The following is a 22,507-nucleotide window of genomic DNA, read 5'->3' on the forward strand; positions in this document are numbered from 1 at the left end:
TCTTAGTAATTTGTTGTTAAGTCTACAGTTTTAAAAAGCGGGTAATAACCTGACGCAATTGTTTTAGATACCCGGTAAAGAAATGATTGGCGCCCGGCAAGATCGTAATCGGATGCTTTTGTGGTTTTGCCCACGCAATCATATCTGAAAGCAGGGTAATATCATCTTGCTCGCCATGAACAAACAGGATATCGCCATCAATTGCTGGAGTCTTGTAATGACGTAAATCGACGACCGAACCTGTAGGCAAGCCGCACAGTACCAGTTGCTTCGGACGTAATTCTTCGCTGAGTCGGGCCTGGCATTTTGCCAGTACATGCGAACCAAAGCTGAAACCACCTGCATAGAAGGTTAACCCGGCATGTTTTGCACGTGCATATTCAATTACAGCCATAATGTCATCTGTTTCGCCGTGTCCCTGATCATGGGTGCCTTCACTGCCAGCCAGACCTCGGAAGCTCGGGCGATACACGACACAGCCCATTTCATTAAAAATCTGAGCCAGCAGTACAGGGACTTTATGATTTGGTGTTCCACCTTGCAAGGGATGTGGATGGCAGACCACAGCAAAACCTGTGACTTCACCTTGAGGTTGATCGACAAACATTTCAATTTGACCAACAGGACCCTGGATGAATAATTGCTCAGACATAAGATACGCAATAGATAATGGAAGAATCCACTATTTTACCGATAATGAAGAATGAAAGCATCGTGTTTATCCGAACTTCAGACACAAATTGGATATTTATTCTGATCAGATCTGGATGCCATACAATAGATGCCGTTACTCATATAATGAAAATGATGTAGAGTAGTTTGATCGCTGAAATCAAACTTCCCGATTCTGACGTTGCTTATGATGATTATATTTACAATGCTCTAGATTTTTCCCCGGGTCATCTCACCATTCACCAGTCTTAAAATCTGTAAAGGATTACTGTCTTTTAATGCTTCCGGTAATAAGCTTTGCGGATAGTTCTGGTAACACACTGGACGTAAGTAACGGTCAATGGCCAAGCTTCCAACTGAAGTACCTCGTGCATCTGAAGTGGCTGGGTATGGCCCGCCGTGTACCATCGCATCACATACTTCAACACCTGTTGGGTAGCCATTTATGAGTAATCGACCGGCCTTTTCCTCTAGCACGGGTACTACATCTGCAAACTCGGATAAATCTGCTTCATCGGCAATTAAAGTCGTAGTCAGTTGTCCATTCATGCTTTGTAGCGCCTGAATAAGTTGGGCTTTATCTTCAACTTCAATAATGACGGTGGTTGGCCCAAAGATTTCTTCTTGTAAAAGCTGGTCACCTGCCAGCAATAATTTAACATCAGCTTTAAACAGTTGCGGCTGAGCCTGATTGCCTTGTTGAGTTTGACCTGCCAAGTGTTCAATGCCTTGATGCTGGGTTAAGTGCTCAAGACCAGCGGTATAACTTTTTAGGGTGCCAGCATTCAGCATAGTCTGTGCAGGCTTAGCCCCCATAATTTCAGTCAGATTGCTAATGAGCTGACTAAATTCAGCTGATTTGATACCTAAAATTAAACCCGGATTGGTACAGAACTGACCACAGCCCAAAACCACTGAATCAGCCAAGTCCTGTGCAATTTTTTCACCACGGTTTTTTAAGGCTTCAGGCAACATCAACATCGGGTTAATACTGCTCATCTCAGCAAATACTGGAATCGGTTGTGGACGGGCTGCCGCCATATCACATAAGGCTCGTCCACCACGCAATGAACCAGTAAAACCCACAGCCTGAATGAAAGGATGCTTCACTAAAGGCTCGCCCACGCCATTACCATAGATCATGTTAAATACACCTTTAGGCATATTTGATTTTTCTACGGCACGCTCAATTGCCTGAGCTACAAAATCTGCTGTCGCCATATGCCCGCTATGGGCTTTCACCACTACAGAGCAACCTGCTGCCAGTGCCGAAGCTGTGTCACCACCCGCAGTTGAAAAGGCGAGTGGAAAGTTACTTGCCCCAAAGACTGCCACAGGGCCAACGCCGATTTTAATCTGACGCAGGTCTGGGCGAGGTAAAGGCTGGCGCTCAGGTAAAGCAGTATCAATACGGGCACCTAAAAAGTCACCACGGCGCAATACTTTAGCAAACAAACGCATTTGTCCACTGGTACGAGCACGTTCACCTTGTAAGCGTGCAAGTGGCAAAGCGGTTTCCTGTGAGATAATCTCAAGAAAATCTGTACCCAAAGCATCGAGTTCATCAGCAATATTTTCTAAAAAAACGGCACGCTGTTCAGGAGATGTATGGCGGTAAGTCTTAAAGGCCTGACTGGCTGCCTCACAGGCCTGATTGATCTCTTGCTCGGTTGCATGGTGAAACTCATAAGGCAAAGTTTCGCCAGTGGTCGCATGAATGCTCTTTAATAAGGTTGTACCTTGGGCGCTGCGTGAACCGCCAATAAAGTTGTGTCCGATAATGGTCATAACAAATATCCTGAAATTAATGAGAGTGTCTTGGAAGGTTGTCTTGGTTTACGACTCGCATATATAAAGTTGCGGGTTCCAAACAACCACCAGTCGATAATTGACCTACCATGTTGCGATACATTTCTTGCCAAGGTGTTTGAGATGGAGATACCGTCGGTTTCCATTCACGGCGGCGTTGTTCTAACTCTTCGTCAGAAATGAGCACATTGACAGAACGTTGATTTAAATCAATACGTAAACGGTCATTGGTTTTAAGTAAGGCTATTCCGCCGCCTACCGCCGCTTCGGGTGACATATTGAGAATAGACGGGCTGGCAGAAGTTCCGCTTTGGCGACCATCTCCTAAGCAAGGCAGTGAATCAATCCCTTTTTTAATCAATTTCGCTGGAGGAGCCATATTGACGACTTCAGCACTACCCGGATAACCCACCGTACCTGCGCCACGAATAACCAAAATACAATGTTCATCAATATTTAAGGCAGGGTCATTGATACGTGCATGATAGTCTTCGGGGCCTTCAAAAACGATTGCGCGTGCTTCGAAGCTATTTTCATTGTTTGGATCTGATAAATAGGTTTTTTTAAATGCTTCGCCCACGACAGACATTTTCATAATGGCGCTGTCAAAGAAGTTGCCACTGAGCACAATGAAACCGGCACCGTGTTTAAGAGGTTGTTCATAAGGGAAAATGACATCTGCATTTGAGGTTTTTGCATTTTTGGCAATTTCCCCAATGGTTTTACCACTAACCGATGCACAATCTTCGTGTAATACACCAGCTTTTTGTAATTCGTGTAAAACGGCAGGAACACCACCCGCACGGTGGAAACCTTCACCCAGATATTTACCCGCCGGCATACAGTTCACAATCAGCGGAATGTTTTCTCCCACACGTTGCCAGTCTTCTAAACTCAGCTCAATCCCCATATGACGGGCAATTGCAATGAGGTGAGGAGGACAGTTACTCGATGCACCTAAAGCTGAAGCTACTGCAATTGCATTTTCAAAAGATTGTCTGGTCATAATTTTAGAAGGGCGTAAATCTTCTAAAACCATTTCACATATTCTTTTGCCGGTCATATAGGCCATTTGCCCACGTTCGCGATACGGTGCCGGAATACTGGCACATGTTGGTAAAGACATACCCAACGCTTCTGCCAAAGCATTCATGGAAAGTGCAGTGCCCATGGTGTTGCAATGCCCGACCGAAGGTGAAGCAGAAGTGGTCATTTCCATAAAACCTTCATAGTCAATTTCACCAGTGGCAAGTAAGTTTCTTGCATGCCAAAGCACAGTGCCGGAACCAATTAACTCACCTTTAAAATGACCATCTAGCATTGGCCCACCAGACAACACAATTGCCGGTATATCTGTTGTGGCTGCTGCCATTAAACAGGCAGGGGTAGTTTTGTCACAGCCAGTGGTCAGTACCACTCCATCAAGCGGATACCCATGCAAGATTTCAACCAAACCTAAATAGGCCAGATTACGATCCAGTGCAGCAGTTGGACGACGGGTTTGTTCTGCAATCGGGTGGACGGGGAATTCCATCGGAATACCGCCTGCGTCCCGAATTCCTGCTTTAACGCGTTCAGCAAGTTCTTTATGGTGACGGTTACATGGGGTCAGATCACTACCGGTTTGTGCAATTCCAATAATCGGGCGACCTGACTGTAATTCGGTGCGGGTCAGACCATAATTCATGTAGCGCTCGACATATAAAGCGGTCATGTCGGCATGTTCAGGATCATCAAACCATTCTTGGCTACGTAAAAAAATCCGTTTATTTTGATCATTCATATTTGATCCTTTCCCTTATATTTTTTGAAATCTTGTTGCTTCATGAGAGATGAGCTTTTCCATTCAACTGAATGATAATACGTGAAAATTAGAGTAATTCACGTTGCTTTAAATTACACATCAAAGCATGTATGCCAAAATTCCAAGGCATTGCTTTGTCACTGGTCATGACCGTGTTATATAAAGTGCCAAGCTTTGGGGAATAAATACGGACAACATCTCCGACTTTATGGGTAAAGCCAGCCCCAGCCTGTTCTCGGTCTTGTGTGGGAGCAAATAAAGTACCCAGGAACAAAACAAAACCGTCTGGATATTGATGGTTTTCGTTGAGGGTTTGCTGGATTAAATCTTCAGGATCTCGGCTAATTTGCGACATTGAACTCACCCCATTTAACACAAAGTTATCGGTGCCTTGAATTTGCAGCTCAACATCGCAAGCACGAATATCATTTAATGTAAAAGTATGGTCAAAAAGACGAATAAACGGGCCAATGGCACAAGATGCGTTGTTATCTTTCGCTTTGCTCAACAGCAGGGCGCTACGACCTTCAAAGTCCCGTAAATTCACATCGTTACCTAAAGTCGCACCTAAAATCTTACCTTGGCTATTGGCAACTAATACGACTTCCGGTTCTGGGTTATTCCACTCAGACTTTGGATGAATACCAATATTTTGTCCCGTACCTACGGCTGCTAGCACAGGGGCTTTGGTAAAAATCTCGGCGTCTGTACCAATACCGACCTCAAGATATTGAGACCACATTTTTTGTTCAATTAAATATTCTTTGAGTTGTAGTGCCTTTTCAGAACCGGGTTCGATTGTTTTTAAATTATCACCGATTACGCCTTGTACAACTTCACGAATCGATTGAGCTTTTTGGGCATCTCCACCGGCTTGTTCTTCAATCACACGTTCTAGCATGCTGGCGGCAAAGGTGACACCAGCTGCTTTGATCACCTGTAAATCAATGGGAGCCAAAAAATAGGCCTTGTTTGTATCTGGCTCGTTGACAGTATTGGCAAATAGTTCATCAATTGAGCCGATCAGTCTTCCCTCAATTTCTGATAGGGCTTGAAAAGGATCTGAACTCTCCAGTAACGCAGAAACCGTGTTGAATTTATGTGAAATATCAAAAACCTGATGGCCTCTTAAAACAATGGGTGAAGGTCCCGAAATCTGTCCCGGAACCCATGCACGGCCAATGAGACATCCCTGAGTTGCATCTTCTGGTAATGAGTTTTGGGAATTTAAGATCAGATTCATTTAAAGCTTCCTTCTTTTATTTGAAATCATGATATGTTTCTAATTTAATAAACTCCAATCGTAATAATTTAATTATTGATAACTACTAGTTATCGGAAAAGGATTTAAAAAAATGGCAGATTTAACTTATACAAGCTTAAATAATTGGCTCAAATTCAAGCATTTGGTGTTATTAGAGACGTTAGCTCGAACCAATAACATGCATGTCGCTGCCGAGCAAATGAATTTAAGTCAGCCAGCAGTGAGTAAAATGCTAAAGGAAATCGAGGAGTTACTTGGCTTTCAGGTCTTTGAGCGGTTGCCACGCAATATGCCTGTAACGACTTTGGGACAACATGTCATCCGTTATGCGCAACGTGTTTTGAATGATGCTAAACATTTTGTTGAAGATATTGAAATTTTGCGTTTAGGCGGGCATGGGTTCTTAAAAGTGGGCGGGATATTTGCTGCGACGGCTGTCGTCATTCCTCATTCAATTATTGAAATTAAGCAAAGATGGCCCTTATTGTCGATTGATGTTGTGGAGCAGACCAGTGATCATTTAATGGAAATGTTAAGTGAGCATACTTTAGATCTGGCCGTTGGGCGTTTTACCGATATTGCGCAAAGCCAGTTCTTTGATTTTCAGCCTCTAGGTCCAGAACCTTTTTGTATCGTGGTAAATAAACACCATCCATGTGCCGGGAAAAAATTTTGTACTCTGGCTGAGCTATTAAACTGGCCCTGGTTGCTTTATCCCAAAGGCACCCCGATCCGGGAGCGTATGGAAAGTGCATTTGCCCGTGCACAAGTCAAAATACCTTTAAATACAGTAAACACCATGTCGATGCAGACCTTTTTACAGATTTTAAAAGGTGCACCAATGGTGGGGATGTTACCTGAAGCGATGGTAATGGATCAGGTGAAAGAGGGACATTTGAAAATTTTAGAAACAGACCTGATTCTGGATGCTCAGGACTATGGGGTGCTGACACGCAAGAATGAGCAGGTATCGGATATGGCAGCGGCATTTATTGAAATATTATTGAAAAATGCAAGAGCCCGATAGGAAATATTCCTCAAGAGCTGGATGACATGATGCTTTCGGAAAACAAGAAAATACATTGACTTGCGTCATTCTGTGAACTTGTTACTGATATTAAAAAGTTATCGATATTTAGAAATTATTCATTGGAAATTATTGAAAGGACTCCTTATCGTTTTATTCATGATGATTAAAAATTTTTTAAGTGAATAAAAACAGGAAAGGATCCCGATATGAATGTGCTCATCACTGGTGGAACAGGTTTTATTGGAAAACAGATTGCCAAAGAAATTTTTAAAACAGGAGAGTTGAGTTTAGATGATAAGCAGCCTGAGCCTATCACTAAGATTATTTTGTTCGATGCATTTGCTGGTGATGATTTACCGCAAGACCCAAGAATTGAAGTGGTAATTGGTGATATTACTGACAAGGCGACTGTAGCCAAAATTACAGAAAAGATAGATATTGTCTGGCACTTAGCCGCCGTGGTGAGTTCGGCAGCAGAGGCCGATTTTGATTTGGGAATGGATGTAAACCTTTATGGTCTTTTAAATTTATTAGAAGAATTAAGAAAAAAACAAACCGTGCCTCGTGTCATTTTTGCCAGTGGCTGCGCCGTATTTGGAGGACAATTACCGGAAGTTGTGACGGATGATACTGTGGTTACGCCAAAATCGTCTTATGGCATGCAAAAAGCCGTAGGAGAATTACTTGTTTCGGATTATTCACGTAAAGGCTTTATTGATGGCCGTATTTTAAGACTACCAACGATTGTAATCCGTCCGGGTAAGCCCAATAAAGCCGCATCTACATTTTTTAGTTCGATCATCCGCGAGCCGTTAAAAGGTGAAACGGCTGTCTGTCCGGTACCGCCAGATACTCCTGTTTTTATTACTTCACCGCGACGCTGCGTTGAGTCAATGATCAAGGCCGCGACCATTTCTTCAAATGCACTTCAGGATAAGCGGATTATTCCTCTACCAGGATTGACCGTCACGGTTAAACACATGCTTGAGGCGCTTGAAAATGTTGCAGGCAAACAGGCAACTGATTTAGTGCAATGGCAAGAAGATAAAACGATTCAAAGAATTGTTCAAAGCTGGCCAGTTCAAGTGAAAGCCGAATATGCCGAATCTTTAGGCTTTCAGGCTGATGAGAGTTTTGAAAGCATCATTCAGGCACACATAGAAGACACACAAAATTAATGGCAGTGATCGCCAGTTGATGTGAGAATTATTATGGAAGATATCAAGAAGATAACTGCTCTTGAAGAGCAGACGATTAAGCGCGTTTCAAACCGGATTATCCCGTTTCTGATTATTTTATTCATTATTGCCTTTTTAGATAGAACCAATATCGGTTTTGCTGCATTACACATGAATGATGCGATAGGAATTACACAGACTGTTTTTGGATTTGGAGCCGGTGTTTTTTTTCTAGGTTATTTCATGGCCGAGGTGCCGAGTAATATCCTGCTGCATCGGTTTGGAGCCCGAATCTGGATTGCCCGTATCATGATTACGTGGGGCATCATTGCTGCGCTTATGGGGTTTATCCATAATGGTACCCAATTTATTATTTTACGATTTTTGTTGGGAATTGCAGAAGCAGGTTTTTTCCCCGGAGTGATCTTTTACTTAACTTTATGGTTTCCTGCAAAATATCGTGCCCGTGTTTTCGCGACCTTCTATTTAGGATTACCCATTGCGCAAATCATTGGAGCACCAATTTCGGTCGGTCTTATGCAATGGGGCAATACTATTGGCTATGAAGGCTGGCGTTTGATGTATGTTTTAGAAGGGATTCCTTCCGTAATTTTAGGTTTAATCTGCCTAAAATATTTAACCAATCGTCCAGAAGAAGCGCATTGGCTAACGGCTGGGCAGCGTCAATGGCTGATCAATACGTTAGAGCGTGAAGAAAAAGACAAAGAACAATCTGCCGATGCTGCTTTAACAAAAGGTACTCTGATTAAACAGGTGTTTAAAAATCCTTTAGTGTGGATTATGGCAATTGTCTATTTTGGAATTACGTCTGGTTCAAATGCGATGTTCTTCTTCTTACCAAGTGTTTTAGAGTCATTCCGTAACACCTTTGGTATGCAAATTAGCTTGATTCAAAATGGCTTACTCACCGCTATTCCATATGCATTTGCGGCGGTTGGTATGGTTTTATGGAGCCGCCGTTCTGACCGTAAACAAGAGCGTTATAAACACGGTGCTTGTGCTGCACTTATGGCGGCGTTAGCCATTGCGGTTGCACTGCTTGTAAATCAACCGTGGGCAATTATTGTGGGCTTTATCCTTCTCGCAATTGGTGTATTTAGCGCGATTAACATTTTCTGGACTATTCCTGGGCAAACTTTAACAGGGGTGGGAGCCGCAGCCGGTATTGGCTTGATTAACTCGGTCGGTAATTTAAGCGGTTTTACCGGTCCGTATTTAACTGGCTATTTATATACAACTACCGGAACCTATACGGTAGCGTTCCTTGCCATTGCCGGGTTTATCGCCATGGGAGGCCTGGGATTGCTTTTCCTGGCAAAGTTAAAGTCAGATAGCCTAAAAGTAGAACAACAGCGACTTAAAGTGCGAACTGCTACGGAGATGAAATAATGGCCCGGATTGGTTTTGTTGGAACTGGCATTATGGGAATGCCAATGGCTATGAATTTATTAAAAGCTGGCCATCAAGTTAAGGTCTGGAACAGGACTTTATCTAAAGTAGAGGGTTTAAAGCAGGCTGGTGCGCATGTTTGTAGTGAACTTGAACAAGTCGGAAAAGATATAGAGTTTCTGATTTGTATGCTCAGTGATGGAAAAACCTGTGATGAAATCCTGTTTAAGCAACATGGTGCAATCTCGCAGTTAAAACCGGGATGTACTGTCATTGTGATGAGCTCAATACCGGTTGAAGTTGCAAAAATACAAAGTGAAAAGTGTCAAGAAAGAGGCTTCAGATATTTGGATGCACCTGTTTCCGGGGGAGAGAAAGGTGCTCAAAATGCGAGTCTTGCTATTATGGTAGGTGGCGATACTGAAACTTTTGTTCAGGCTGAACATATTCTATCTGCCATAGGTAGACCGGTTCTGATCGGAGAGGCCGGATGTGGAATGCTGGCAAAATTGGTCAATCAAATGATAGTTGCCTCCACTATTGCAACCATAAGTGAGGGCTTATTGCTTGCTAGCAAAGCAGGAGCAGACCCGGTAAAACTCAAACAGGCATTAACAGGCGGTTTTGCAGATTCTCCGATTTTGCAGCAGCATGGCGAGCGTATGTTAACTCGGAATTTTACCCCGGGAGGGACTGCACATAACCAGCATAAAGATATTGATACCGCTGTTCGCTATGCCAAATCACTTGCATTAAACTTACCTGTTGCCGAGCAGGTTTGTCTTTTATTTAAAAACATGATTGCTGCAGGAGACAGTGAACTTGATCATTCTGGTCTAATTCGTGAACTGGAAAGGATCAACGATCTATAAATAATGCAGACAAATTGGCGTATTGGATAACCGTATAGACAATAATATGAATCAATACGCCAATTTAAGCTCTAAGCTTCTAGATGAATAATTGCTCAGACATAAGATACGCAATGGATAATGGAAGAATCCACTATTTTACCGATCATGAAAAATGAAAACACGAATTGGCATTAAAAATTATCAACTGTTATAGTTTCACCAAGTTAAATTTATTTTTTGATTGAATATGCTTGCTTTAATTTCTCCAGCGAAAACACTTGATTACACAACGGCTTTACCTACAGATGCACATACTCAGCCACGTTTATTAGAACAATCCCAACAGTTGATTGAGGTATGTCGCAAGCTTTCTGCGAGTGAAATCGCATCGTTAATGACCGTGAGCGAGAAAATCGCCAACTTGAATGTAGAACGTTTCCGCGACTGGAATGCAGATTTTGATTTTTCCAATGCACGTCAAGCCTTGTTTGCATTTAAAGGTGATGTATATACCGGTTTAGATGCTTATCACTTAAACGATCAGGATATTGATTTTGCTCAACAACATCTGCGTATGTTGTCTGGTCTTTATGGATTATTGCGTCCATTGGATTTGATGATGCCGTACCGTTTGGAAATGGGAACTAAACTAAAAAATAGCCGTGGTCATAATCTATATGAATTTTGGGGCAATATTATCACCGATCAAATTAACCGGGATTTAGCTGAAATTGACGCGAAAGTATTGGTCAATCTGGCTTCAGACGAATATTATAAATCTGTAAATGAAAAGAAAATTCAGGCAGAAATCATCAAGCCTGTATTCTTGGATCAGAAAAATGGTAAATATAAAGTCATTAGTTTCTATGCGAAAAAAGCGCGTGGTCTGATGGCAAGATACTTGATTGAAAATAAATTAAGCCAAGTAGAACAATTAAAAGCATTTGATAGTGAAGGTTATTACTTTGATGCTGAAAGTTCATCAGATAAAGAACTGGTCTTTAAACGAGATGAACAGCACGCAGCGTAAGTTTGCCTTGGGCAGGGTGGGATGTTAACCAAACAACATTTATTAAAACATGCAATATCGTCTGATCAGGTCTGTATCAAAGGGCAATTGACCGAACCTCGGAGTTATGGGGTGTATGCATTGCCTTTAGATACGGATGGTACTTGAAGATTCAGGTTTGGCAATCATCCTGTCCGTCAACAGGAACTGAAACATGAGTTTGGTTCCTGTACCTTGTATCAGCTCTTTCTGGATCGTAAAGATGCGGAATGTCTGGCAAAGTGGCTCAATAAAGAAATCCGGTGAAGATGAGCAATGCAGCAGTATTTAACGCGACTAGAAAAATTATGGTGTGAACTGCATCAGCACTATCATTTTTCTGAACCGCAGAAAATCTTTAACAAGTTGATTGCTGCCTATAGTGAAAAGCAGCGGGCTTATCATACGCTTCAGCACGTGTATGAATGTCTGGTTTTACTTGATTCGATCCGATCTGATTTAAAAGATGCCTATGCGGTTGAGTTAGCAATGTGGTTTCATGATGTGGTTTATGATCCGCAAGCAAAAGACAATGAGCTTAAAAGTGCTGAATTATTTGAGTTGTCTCTGGCTCAGGACTTACCCTTAGAAGTGGTTGAAAAGATCAAGCGCTGGATTATTGCGACGCAAAAGCATAAAGCAACTGATGAGCCGGATTTGCAGTTTTTACTGGATATCGATTTGGCGATTCTAGCGGCTTCACCAGCGCGTTTTGCGGAATATGAACAGCAGATTCAACAAGAATATGCTTGGGTAGATCCAGATGTTTATGCGATTAAGAGAAAAGAAATTCTCGCGCATTTTTATCAGACAGAATCACTGTATCAAACCGAATATTTTCAACAGAATTTTGAGCAATGCGCCAAAAGCAATTTAAAGCGAATACTAGATATTAAGCATTGAGTGAATCATGGACCAGCTAATTCAAACATTGAAAGAGCTAGCGAAACAGCATCCGTTAGAAAAATATTTTATATGGGAATTGCCAGAAAGTAATCCATTACCAATCCCTGTGCATCTTGCCTCCATATTTGAGCAAAATATTTATTTAAAACATAATTTCAATTCTTTATTGAATTCAGATGATTTAGCTGGTCGGTACTGGTTGATTCAAGAGTGGGGCGGTATTCGCTCTTTTAAGCAAAATCCTAAAAATGACCTGTTATTGCTTAAATTTGAAAGTGAGCTTACAAAAGGTAGCTTAACAAGAGCTACTTTTTCAGTGATTTCTTCTTTATCGAAAGTCGCATCATTTATGGATCATCAGGCTTATGCTGTTTATGATTCCAGAGTCATTTATTCTTTAAACTGGTTGTTATTTAAATATTCAACATTAAAGGAATTTTATCCTCAGCCGATCGGAAGGAATGCTGATATAACTCAATATGAACTTAATACGATTTTTAATCTGTTTGATGGTCCTGTGAACTATAAAAATCATCGCATTGCTTATCATGATTATTGCCAGTTAATGAAAAAATTATCGATGGAAGTGTATGCCAAGAGTGAGCCGTATTGGGCTGAAATGCTGTTGTTTATACTTGCACCAAAATATATTGTGAATGATATAAAAAGTTCATTACAGATAGCATTAAAATACTAGAAAGAAATGAGTGTGTTGCAGATTAAAAAAGGGAGCTTGTAGCTCCCTTTTATCTTTCTTTTCTTACTTAAAGAAATAGCCCGTTTCAGGCGAGCTGGCATTGGCCATACGCTTACGCGGCATACGACCCGCTAAAAACGCTTCACGACCTGCTTCAACGGCTTTTTTCATGGCAGAAGCCATCAAAATTGGATTTTGAGCCGCAGCAATCGCCGTGTTCATCAGTACGCCGTCACAGCCGAGTTCCATTGCAATCGCAGCATCACTGGCAGTACCCACACCAGCATCCACCAGCACAGGAACTTTAGCGTTTTCTTTGATGATGGAAATGGTATGTGGATTCAAAATACCAAGGCCAGAACCAATCAAACTGCCCAAAGGCATGATTGCAACACAACCCATACTTTCAAGTTCTTGCGCAACAATCGGGTCATCCGAGGTATAGACCATGATTTCAAAACCATCATCAATCAAGGTTTGCGCAGCTTTAAGCGTTGCAGTTACATTCGGGTACAAGGTTTTTTCATCACCGAGTACTTCCAGCTTTACCAGATTGTGACCATCAAGCAGCTCGCGAGCCAACATACAGGTACGAACTGCACTATCTGCATCAAAGCAACCTGCCGTATTTGGTAGAATGGTGTATTTCTCTGGAGGAATCACTGAAAGCAGATTTGGTTGATCGGCATGTTGGCCGATATTTACACGACGAATCGCAACAGTAACAATCTCGGCACCACTTGCTTGAATGGCTAAATCGGTTTCATTTAAATCTTTGTATTTACCTGTCCCGACCAGAAGGCGCGACTGAAAAGTACGGGAACCGATAATTAAAGGGGAATCTTGCATGGGCTTACTCCATTTTTAGCCAATTAGCCGCCACCAACAGCTTGAATAATTTCAATACGATCTTCAGGAGCAATTAAGGTCTGCTCAAGTCTGCTTTTCGGAATAATCTGTTGGTTCTTCTCCACAGCAAAGCGTTTGCCTTCAAGCGCCAGACTTTGAATCAATTGCTGCAGATTTTCACAAGACGTGTCTGTTGACTCGCCGTTTAGATAGATATGCATGATAAATCCTTATTTCGCATGCTTGATTGCCTGCCATGCAAGCCATAGCCAGCCAGCAATCATGAACGCACCACCAATCGGGGTGATTGCACCTAAAATTCTAGGTAGACCAAGCGCCATAATATACAACGAAGCACAGAAAAAGATGATGCCGGTTTGAATCAGGATAAAAGGAATTTTTATAGGAAAGGTCGGTGTGGTTTTATGCAGTACAGCTAAAACCAATAACCCGATTGCATGATAGAAAAAATACTGGGTTGCGGTGCCCCACCAGGCCAGTTGCTCAGGCGTTGCAAAAGATTTGAGTCCATGGGCACCAAAGGCACCTAACATGACGGCAAGCGCAAGATTAAGCGCCGAGATTGCTATCCACATAATGACAATGGAACTAAAAATTTGATAAACAAAGTTAACATATTCGAGGGCTTAAACAAAGCCAGATAAAACAAAAGGGCATGAAAGCCCTTGTGTTTGGTGTGATTTTAACTCGCAGACATGGCGGTCTTGATCTTTTCCATTGCATTTTTTTCAAGCTGGCGAATACGTTCAGCAGAAACGTTATATTCGGCTGCTAACTCATGCAAGGTAGATTTGTCATCATCTAACCAGCGACGTTGCAGAATATTACGTGAACGGTCATCGAGCTGATCCATTGCCTCATGTAAGGCAGAGGTGCTTTGTTCTTCGTAATCTTCTTCTTCAATCAAACGGGCAGGATCGTAACGGTTATCTTCCAGATAAAGTGCTGGTGCAGTATGGGGAGTATCGTCATCGTCGTCACCTTGTGCTTCGAAGGCAGCATCATAGGCAGTGAGACGACCTTCCATTTCCAGTACTTGCTCTGGTGTTACATTCAGGTCATTGGCAATAGATTGTGCTTCTTCCAGCGTCAAACGTTTGCTAGATTTTTTAAGACTGCGTAAATTGAAGAATAATTTACGTTGTGCCTTGGTGGTCGCAATTTTGACAATCCGCCAGTTACGAATCACATATTCATGAATTTCAGCTTTAATCCAGTGCACGGCAAAGGAAACCAGGCGAACCCCCATATTCGGATCGAAGCGTTTAACCGCTTTCATCAACCCCAGGTTGCCTTCCTGAATCAGGTCGCCTTGTGGCAACCCATAGCCGGCATAGCTACGTGCAATATGTACGACAAAGCGTAAATGCGACATGACCAATAGTTTGGCCGCATCAAGATCTTGATCATAATAATAACGCTCAGCAAGTTCTTTTTCCTGCTCGGCCGTTAAAATTGGAATTTGATTGACAGTACTGATATATGCACCAAGGTTTACACCTGGCGCAGACAATGACAGGGGCATCAATTGATTGCTGCTGTCAGTAGTCATGGAGTCTCCTTATAGGATGGTATTTGAGTCAACAATTTCATCTTAATGCGAATGTTCTTCATCACTAAGGAAATTTGAGTATAGAAATGTAAAGTAAACTATTTTATCTTTACCAAGAGTTTAGCAAAGAATTACATAGATTCAATTAAATAGTGAAATTCATGCTCTGAAATTTTTTGTGGCTGGCATTGAAGTTGCTGGATTTGGCAATATCGTGTTACATCAATTTCACTGTGCGGGTCTGATGATTTCAGTAAATACTGTTTTGAACCTGAGTTTTTTTTCAGGGCTCGTTTCAGCATCAGCAAGGGCATCGGACAGGGCTGACCTAATGCATCAATGATCTCAGGGGGATTCACTTTATCTGTCATATTCATCTAAATCACATCATTCAGAATTATCTTAACAAATTTTTGCGTAATTTTTATGATAAAAATTTCATTAAAAAAACAGCTAAATTATTGAAAAAAACAGATAGAACAGATGGAAATAACTAAAAATAATCCTATTAATTGTCATAAACCCGTGATAAGCTCGATGCGTTTTAGGAAGAGTTTAATACAATATTAATGTAATAAACCCTATAACAAATGGATGTAACCGGAAATTGTTGATAGTTTTACAGAATGATTACAAGCTTTAAAATTATAAAAAATTTTAAAACCTTGTTGGCTCTGCTGTTTGCAACACCGGAAGGTCCTTATCTTTCAAAATCTGAGGATTGACTTATGACAGCTCGTGAACAAGGCGTAGTAAAGTGGTTTAACGACACTAAAGGCTTTGGTTTTATTCAACGTAATGGTGGTGATGACGTATTTGTTCATTTCCGCGCTATTGTTGGTGAAGGCCACCGTTCTTTACGTGACGGCCAACGTGTAGAATTCAGTGTCGTTCAAGGACAAAAAGGTTTCCAGGCTGAAAACGTTCAGCCTTTAGACTAATTTGTTGCCTTAACGCAATATAGAAACGCTCCAATGTAATTTGGGGCGTTTTTGTTTATAATAACCACTTTCCTTTGGTCATTGATGGTTCGAGAGCATATATGACGTCCGGTTTTGAAACCTTAAATTTACATCCGCAGTTGAAGAAAGCGATTGATGCTTTGGGTTTTACAAAAATGACCCCGATTCAGCAAAAGGTTTTAAAATATACATTGGCAGGGCATGATGCCATTGGTCGAGCACAAACAGGTACCGGTAAGACCGCTGCCTTTCTGATTAGCGTGATCAATGATCTACTCAATAATCCGATTCAAGAGCAGCGTTTCCGTGGTGAGCCACGTGCATTGATACTTGCGCCGACACGTGAGCTGGCGTTACAGATCGAAAGCGATGCGCAGGCATTAACCAAATTTTCAAATCTGCATCTTGTCACTTTATTGGGTGGGGTTGATTTTGAAAAGCAAAAGAAGATGCTGGATCGCAATTTTGTCGATATTATTGTGGCAACACCAGGCCGTTTGATTGATTTTGTCGAGCAAAAAGAAGTCTGGTTAGACCGGATTGAATTTCTGGTGATCGATGAAGCTGACCGTTTGCTGGATATGGGCTTTATTCCTTCGGTAAAACGTATTGTTCGTTATTCTCCGTTTAAGGAGCAACGTCAGACCTTAATGTTCTCTGCAACATTCAGCTATGATGTCCTTAACCTTGCACGTCAATGGTTATTTGAGCCTGTTACGGTTGAGATCGAACCGGAACAAAAAACCAATAATGATGTCGAGCAGCGGGTCTATGTCGTTGCCAAACAGGATAAATACAAGTTATTGCAAGAGATCTTGCGTGAAGAGCCGATCGATAAGGTGATGATCTTTGCCAATCGTCGGGATCAGGTGCGTCGCTTATATGATCACTTAAAACGTGATGGGTATAAGGTAGGTATGTTATCGGGTGAAATTGCGCAGGATAAGCGTCTGAAAATGCTTGAGCAGTTCAAGCAGGGCAAACATAATATTATGATTGCCACGGATGTGGCGGGGCGCGGGATCCATGTTGATGGTGTCTCTCATGTAATCAACTTTACCTTGCCTGAACAGTCTGATGATTATGTACACCGTATTGGTCGTACTGGCCGTGCCGGTGCGCAGGGGGTAAGTATTAGCTTCCTGTCGGAAGATGATGCTTTTTATTTACCTGAAATTGAAAAAGCGATCGGTAAAAAATTACCGCTCACACGCCTTGAGGGTTATTGCTAAGTTTTATGCTGGGTTTTAACTGATAGTGTGAAGGGGTTCTCCTTTAAAAAAAGCCAAATCTTCCGATGATTTGGCTTTTTTGTTTATTTGCTAAGATTTGCTACGCAAATTACACAAAAGATTAAAGATTTTTTTAGAATTCCGGTGATTAGTTGCTGAATTGAAATAAATCAACATGTAGAATATGGCGCATTACCTGGGAGGATATTATGGCTCTAATCTCAATGCGCCAGCTCTTGGATCACGCTGCAGAATATAACTACGGCGTACCAGCGTTTAACGTAAACAACTTAGAACAAATGCGTGCAATCATGCTCGCTGCGGATGCAACAAATTCACCTGTAATCGTGCAAGCTTCTGCTGGTGCGCGTAAATATGCAGGTGCACCTTTCTTACGTCATCTTATTTTAGCTGCGATTGAAGAGTGGCCACATATTCCAGTGGTTATGCACCAAGATCATGGTACTAGTCCGGATGTTTGCCAACGCTCTATCCAGTTGGGCTTTAGCTCGGTGATGATGGATGGTTCATTGGGTGCAGATGGCAAAACACCAACAACTTATGATTATAACGTTGATGTTACTCGTCGCGTAGTAGCGATGGCGCATGCTTGCGGCGTTTCAGTTGAAGGTGAGATCGGTTGCCTGGGTAGCCTTGAAACCGGTATGGCTGGTGAAGAAGACGGTGTCGGCGCTGAAGGCGTACTTGATCATTCTCAACTGTTAACTTCTGTTGAAGAAGCAACTCAATTTGTTGCAGATACCAATGTCGATGCTCTGGCAATTGCTGTGGGTACTTCGCATGGCGCATACAAGTTTACCCGTCCACCAACAGGCGATATCCTGGCGATTGACCGCATCAAGGAAATCCATGCAGCTTTACCAAATACGCATCTTGTAATGCATGGCTCAAGCTCTGTACCACAAGAATGGTTGGCTGTGATTAACCAGTATGGCGGTGACATTAAAGAAACCTATGGTGTGCCTGTAGATCAACTGGTTGAAGCAATCAAGCATGGTGTGCGTAAAATTAATATTGATACCGACTTACGTTTGGCTTCAACAGGTGCAATGCGTCGTATGATGGCTGAAAAACCAAGTGAATTTGACCCACGTAAATTCTTTGGTGAAACGATTGAAGCAATGAAAGAAATCTGTGTTGCGCGTTACGAAGCATTTGGTACCGCAGGCCATGCAGACAAGATTCGTCCAATTTCTTTAGAGAAAATGGTAGATCGTTATAAGTAATCCACTTGTAATGATAAAAAAATAGCGGCAATTGCCGCTATTTTTTATTCTACCGCGTTGGTGGAATAAAAAATGCCAGTATATAACTGGCATTTTGATTGAAGCCTAACTTATTTCTTTTGCTGGGCCTTCGAATCCAGGTTGGCATCTTTGATTTCAACATAGGCGTTGGCACGAAGCTCACGCATCCAGCTGTCTACTTCTGTATCAAACTGACGTTCGCCCAAAATTTGACGTGCCATACGTTCCTGAACTTCTTTGGTCATATCTTGCTGACGTGTATCGGTTACTTGCAGGATATGCCAGCCAAACTGACTCTGGAACGGTTTGCTAATTTGGCCGACTGGTGTTTCTTTCATTACTTTTTCAAATTCAGGCACCATGACACCCGGGCTAACCCAGCCTAGGCTACCGCCATCACGGGCAGATCCCGTATCATTTGAATAAGTGGCCGCCAAAGTAGCAAAATCATCTCCCGCTTTAGCACGATTGTAAAGGCTATCAATCATTTGCTTGGCACGATCCAGACTCACAACTTCAGAGGGTTGAATCAGGATATGTCGGGTCAGATACTGTGGAACCAGTGCCTTTTGATCATTTTGCTTGCGTTCAAGCAGTTTTAATACATGTATGCCATCGCGAACACTAATGAGTTCTGTCGTCTGGCCGACCTGTAAAGGGGTAATGCGTGCTGCAAGTTCGGTTGGGATTTCAGACAGTGAACGGAAGCCCATATCCAGTCCATCTACCTTTACAGCACTATTTGAAAACTTGGTGCTAATGGCTTTCGGGTCATCACTAGTCGAAAGTGATTGTTTAACCTGCTGGGCAACTTTTTGTACGTCGCTGGTGTTGTCGCCAGAAATACGCATATGAATGACATGAACTTGTGTGCCGAGAGCGGCTTGTCCTTCTGGAGACTTCAGGAAATTTTCAACATCATGGTCACTGATTTTAATCCGTGACATCACTTGTTGTTGACGTAAGCGGCCAATCGCCAGGTCTTCTGCAACACGGTTACGCAGGTTTTCATAAGTGCCGGGTGCAATTGCATCTAGCTTTTGTTGAAATGCTTCCAGTGAGTTGGCGCCGGATTGATTGGCAACCTTTAGTACAGCAGCATTTAAGGTTTTTTCATCGGCTTTAATGCCATAACGCTTCACTTGTTCAAGCTGGGCCTGACGCACAATCAGCTGGTCTAGCACCTGCATCTGTAAATACTGTTGAGGTGGAACAGGTTTGTTTTGCGCTTTTAACTGATGTTCTGTTTCAGCAATCCCTTGTTCTAAATCACTTTTAAGAATGACACTATTATCCACAATTGCTACAACCTCATCCGTAGGTTGGGCAAAGCTTTGCATTGATGAAGAAATTAGGGCAGCGAGAACAGTGGCTCTAAAGATATGTTGAAAAGGTTTTATCTTCATTAACGTTGTGTCCAAGATTGATTAATTTTGTTGAAACCCAAAACTCTGCTTTCAAGAAGGGAAGCAAGCTTGTTGTTTAAAGCACCAAGACCTTTGAGCGTAAACTCAGCCATGACTGCATTCTTTTTACGGGCATCTGGTGTGTTTGGATCATCCAGATCGTTGTAGTAAGAACGGCCATATACTGATACAGCCCAACAACAAGATTCATAGTTCACGCCAAGTAAATATTCACGCATGACCTTGTTGTCGATGTCATATTGAGCATGCCCCATAATACGCCAATTGTCTTTTACAGGTTGTATAAAGGATGCAACAACTTGGTCATAAGCGTTTTGACGGTCAGGAATATCTTTACGGTAAAAATAGCCTAAGTTGTAAAGATTGCCCTTGTCACCTGTGTAATAAGCCTGAAAATCCCGCTGGGCATTATCCCCATTCGACATCCAGGCTGCATTAGAGCTAATGGTAAAGTTCTGATTTAGCTGGCTAGATAAACTAACAATCGGACCTGTACGGTTTTGGGTATCAAATTCGTCTGGCTTTTCATTCAGGCTGACACGGCGATCACTAAAATAATAGCTTTGACCGACACTGGCTTTAATGCGTTCCAGACCTTCCGAATCTAAAAGGCTATAGGTTACGCCAAGAGACAGGAAATTGTTGTCATCTAAGCGGTCATGACCATAGAAACGGTAGGGGTTAAACAGCTGATCATAATTGATTGACGCAGAAGTCGAATCAAAGTTTGGGTGATCATCCTGTTTTTTATAAGGAGAATAAGCATAGAAAGCACGAGGTGAGATGCTTTGCAGATATTTGCCATCTTTTTCAAAGGTCAGTCCAGTGGCAAGTGTGAACTGAGGTACCACTACAGATTTTTCCAGATCATCAGAGGCAGAGAGTCCACGACCTTCTTTTGAATCCTGATCGAAGAATGTGTTAATACTACGGACAGAGACTTCCGGAACTACATAGAACCATGATGGCGTCAGATAGTTGTATCGGACTGCAAACTGGTTGTAGATACGGGTACCACTTGACTCTAGTGCAGAACCATCTTTAATGGATTTTTTAAAATAAGCCGTATCATTGTTAAATTCGTATTGCAGGCCTTGTGGATCGCCAGTGACATAATTTAATAAAAATTGTGGCAGTCGAGCATATGGCTTGTCTGCATCGTCAAGACTTTTATCCAGTGTCTGGAAGTCTTCGACTTTTAACTGGGCTTTAAGGCCGGGAATACCATTGGCATAGTTAAGTTCCCAGGCACGACGTAAATTTAGATCGGTTCTGGTGTTGGGATTGTGGTTAAAATCTGAAAAATAATCTTTGTCAGATGCGTAATTATATTCCAGATTGGTTGACCATTGATTATTGATCTTCCAGTTATGAATAAAGTGCAGGTCATCACGAGTTTCATTGTCGTATTGATTATCCTGAGCGATATAACCACCCCAAATACGGCCAGAACCGAAGTTCTCCGTCATATAGCGGAAATCGGCATCAAGCTTGGGACCACGTTTACTCATATAGCTTGGCGTAAGCGTAAGATCGTAATTTGGTGCAAGGTTAAGATAGATTGGAGCCGCGAGCTGGGCACCACCATCATTACTATAACCAAAGTTCGGACTCAATAAACCGGTTGTACGACGGTCATCAATCGGAAAGTTAAAATACGGAACCGCAAGGACGGGTACATCTTTTACATAAAGTTTGGTGTTACGTGTTACGCCACGACCGGTATCCTGATTTAACTCAATCTGTTTTGCCTGGATTTTCCATGCCGGTTTCTGTTCTGGCGGGCAGGCTGTATAACTGGCATCTTTCAAGATGACCAGGTTTTGATCGGCACGTTGAATCTGGCTGGCATGGCCATGCGCATGCTGTTGTTCGGAAATGTAAAAACTATTGTTTAAATCGCCGGTTTGGGTTTTTAAATTATAGTCAATCGCATCACTTTGTGTGAGCAGCCCTGACTGGGCAAGCTGTACCCGACCTTTGGCGTTGGCATGGGTCTGGGTCGAGTCAATGGTGACCTGATCTGCACGGATGGTACGACCTTCCTGATCGATAACCACATTGCCCTGTAATACTGAATCGCCAGCAGGATTGTAATGTCCATAGTCCGCAGTAATCACGGAAGTGGTCGTACTTGCATCGCCAGCTTTGGTTTCAGGGTTAATCGGAGTGACCCAGGTCCCTTGGCAAAAAGAAGAGCTTAAATAACGATTATCACGTAATTGTGCTTCTGGTGCAGACTTGTCTACATAATATTGCTGGAAAAAGCTTTCCCCAGGATAACTTTCTTGGTCTTGCTGTCCCTGATTTCGAATGGCAGCCTTAAGCTGTTTATTGTCAAGCGTAGAGACAGCATCAGCTGGTGCCGCGAAACCGGATTGAATCGAGCCGCCACACAAGAGTGTCAAAATAGCTGTTGCTAAAGGATTAAATTTAAACTGATGTTTCATTGTCTCATTAACCAGTACGCTAATTCACAATTAATTATTGTCGCATCATAGAGAAAAAGTTGATAAGTGGCTAC

At 42.2% G+C, this 22,507-nt stretch carries 21 protein-coding genes and 1 pseudogene; 11 read left to right on the forward strand and 11 right to left on the reverse strand.

Translation table 11 applies throughout. The annotated features are described in order from the left end of the window. Positions 1–22 precede the first annotated feature (22 nt). The 4 genes from OC23_RS07080 to OC23_RS07095 form a co-directional block, all read right to left on the reverse strand. The gene (locus OC23_RS07080) at positions 23–652 is read right to left on the reverse strand and encodes an alpha/beta hydrolase (RefSeq protein ID WP_038343824.1); all 630 of its coding nucleotides are present in this window, start codon (positions 650–652) and stop codon (positions 23–25) included. Positions 653–882: 230 nt separating this feature from the next. Then, complete coding sequence (locus tag OC23_RS07085) at positions 883–2,460, reverse strand: aldehyde dehydrogenase (NADP(+)) (RefSeq protein ID WP_038343826.1); 1,578 nt, start codon at positions 2,458–2,460, stop codon at positions 883–885. A gap of 16 nt (positions 2,461–2,476) precedes the next feature. Further along, positions 2,477–4,264, reverse strand: coding sequence for an IlvD/Edd family dehydratase (locus OC23_RS07090; protein WP_038343827.1), 1,788 nt, complete (start codon positions 4,262–4,264; stop codon positions 2,477–2,479). A gap of 88 nt (positions 4,265–4,352) precedes the next feature. Then, positions 4,353–5,528, reverse strand: coding sequence for a fumarylacetoacetate hydrolase family protein (locus tag OC23_RS07095; protein ID WP_038343828.1), 1,176 nt, complete (start codon positions 5,526–5,528; stop codon positions 4,353–4,355). A gap of 112 nt (positions 5,529–5,640) precedes the next feature. Between OC23_RS07095 and OC23_RS07100 the strand changes: the two genes are divergently transcribed. From OC23_RS07100 to OC23_RS07130, 8 genes and pseudogenes are all read left to right on the forward strand, one after another. Further along, positions 5,641–6,576 carry a LysR family transcriptional regulator gene (locus tag OC23_RS07100; RefSeq protein ID WP_038343829.1) on the forward strand — a complete coding sequence of 312 codons (936 nt, stop codon included), beginning with the start codon at positions 5,641–5,643 and terminating at the stop codon, positions 6,574–6,576. A 209-nt stretch (positions 6,577–6,785) separates the two neighbouring features. After that, entirely contained in the window at positions 6,786–7,757 is a 972-nt protein-coding gene (denD, locus tag OC23_RS07105) for a D-erythronate dehydrogenase (protein ID WP_038343830.1), read from the forward strand. 33 nt (positions 7,758–7,790) lie between these two features. After that, entirely contained in the window at positions 7,791–9,167 is a 1,377-nt protein-coding gene (locus tag OC23_RS07110; RefSeq protein WP_038343831.1) for an MFS transporter, read from the forward strand. Continuing rightward, positions 9,167–10,039, forward strand: a complete 873-nt coding sequence (locus OC23_RS07115) for an NAD(P)-dependent oxidoreductase (RefSeq protein WP_038343832.1) — start codon at positions 9,167–9,169, stop codon at positions 10,037–10,039. Before OC23_RS07110 ends, OC23_RS07115 begins: the two co-directional genes overlap by 1 nt. 229 nt (positions 10,040–10,268) lie before the next feature. Continuing rightward, entirely contained in the window at positions 10,269–11,051 is a 783-nt protein-coding gene (gene yaaA, locus OC23_RS07120; RefSeq protein WP_038343833.1) for a peroxide stress protein YaaA, read from the forward strand. 21 nt (positions 11,052–11,072) lie between these two features. After that, positions 11,073–11,336, forward strand: a pseudogene (locus tag OC23_RS18735) (hypothetical protein). A 9-nt stretch (positions 11,337–11,345) separates the two neighbouring features. Continuing rightward, positions 11,346–11,972, forward strand: a complete 627-nt coding sequence (locus tag OC23_RS07125; protein WP_038343835.1) for a metal-dependent hydrolase — start codon at positions 11,346–11,348, stop codon at positions 11,970–11,972. A 7-nt stretch (positions 11,973–11,979) separates the two neighbouring features. Beyond that, positions 11,980–12,672 (forward strand): hypothetical protein, encoded by a 693-nt coding sequence (locus OC23_RS07130; RefSeq protein ID WP_038343837.1) that lies wholly within the window; start codon positions 11,980–11,982, stop codon positions 12,670–12,672. A gap of 63 nt (positions 12,673–12,735) precedes the next feature. Here OC23_RS07130 and OC23_RS07135 read toward each other — a convergent pair whose 3' ends face one another. From OC23_RS07135 to OC23_RS07155, 5 genes are all read right to left on the reverse strand, one after another. Further along, a complete protein-coding gene (locus tag OC23_RS07135) occupies positions 12,736–13,521 on the reverse strand; it encodes a thiazole synthase (protein WP_038343839.1) in 786 nt (261 codons plus the stop codon). A 23-nt stretch (positions 13,522–13,544) separates the two neighbouring features. Then, positions 13,545–13,742 (reverse strand): sulfur carrier protein ThiS, encoded by a 198-nt coding sequence (thiS, locus tag OC23_RS07140; RefSeq protein ID WP_004639327.1) that lies wholly within the window; start codon positions 13,740–13,742, stop codon positions 13,545–13,547. Between the two features lie 9 nt (positions 13,743–13,751). Next, the gene (locus tag OC23_RS07145; RefSeq protein WP_038343840.1) at positions 13,752–14,117 is read right to left on the reverse strand and encodes a DUF423 domain-containing protein; all 366 of its coding nucleotides are present in this window, start codon (positions 14,115–14,117) and stop codon (positions 13,752–13,754) included. Between the two features lie 107 nt (positions 14,118–14,224). Further along, positions 14,225–15,094 carry an RNA polymerase sigma factor RpoH gene (gene rpoH, locus OC23_RS07150; RefSeq protein WP_038343841.1) on the reverse strand — a complete coding sequence of 290 codons (870 nt, stop codon included), beginning with the start codon at positions 15,092–15,094 and terminating at the stop codon, positions 14,225–14,227. Positions 15,095–15,225: 131 nt separating this feature from the next. Then, positions 15,226–15,465 (reverse strand): sulfurtransferase TusA family protein, encoded by a 240-nt coding sequence (locus OC23_RS07155; protein ID WP_038344386.1) that lies wholly within the window; start codon positions 15,463–15,465, stop codon positions 15,226–15,228. A gap of 357 nt (positions 15,466–15,822) precedes the next feature. On the opposite strand from OC23_RS07155, the gene OC23_RS07160 reads away from it, so the two are divergent. The 3 genes from OC23_RS07160 (at position 15,823) to fba (ending at position 18,535) form a co-directional block, all read left to right on the forward strand. Then, positions 15,823–16,035 (forward strand): cold-shock protein, encoded by a 213-nt coding sequence (locus tag OC23_RS07160; protein ID WP_004911569.1) that lies wholly within the window; start codon positions 15,823–15,825, stop codon positions 16,033–16,035. Positions 16,036–16,136: 101 nt separating this feature from the next. Continuing rightward, positions 16,137–17,288, forward strand: a complete 1,152-nt coding sequence (gene rhlB, locus OC23_RS07165) for an ATP-dependent RNA helicase RhlB (RefSeq protein ID WP_038343844.1) — start codon at positions 16,137–16,139, stop codon at positions 17,286–17,288. 209 nt (positions 17,289–17,497) lie between these two features. Beyond that, positions 17,498–18,535: a class II fructose-bisphosphate aldolase gene (gene fba / locus OC23_RS07170; protein ID WP_038343846.1), complete on the forward strand. Its 1,038-nt coding sequence runs from the start codon at positions 17,498–17,500 to the stop codon at positions 18,533–18,535. Positions 18,536–18,645: 110 nt separating this feature from the next. Here the strand turns inward: fba and OC23_RS07175 are convergent, their stop codons facing one another. Beyond that, entirely contained in the window at positions 18,646–19,962 is a 1,317-nt protein-coding gene (locus OC23_RS07175; RefSeq protein WP_038343847.1) for a peptidylprolyl isomerase, read from the reverse strand. Further along, positions 19,962–22,433 (reverse strand): LPS-assembly protein LptD, encoded by a 2,472-nt coding sequence (locus tag OC23_RS07180; RefSeq protein ID WP_038343849.1) that lies wholly within the window; start codon positions 22,431–22,433, stop codon positions 19,962–19,964. The genes OC23_RS07175 and OC23_RS07180 overlap by 1 nt, the downstream gene beginning before the upstream one ends. Positions 22,434–22,507: the final 74 nt, after the last annotated feature.

The organism is Acinetobacter sp. A47 (genome assembly GCF_000805455.1).
In the GTDB taxonomy this organism is placed as follows: Bacteria; Pseudomonadota; Gammaproteobacteria; order Pseudomonadales; family Moraxellaceae; genus Acinetobacter.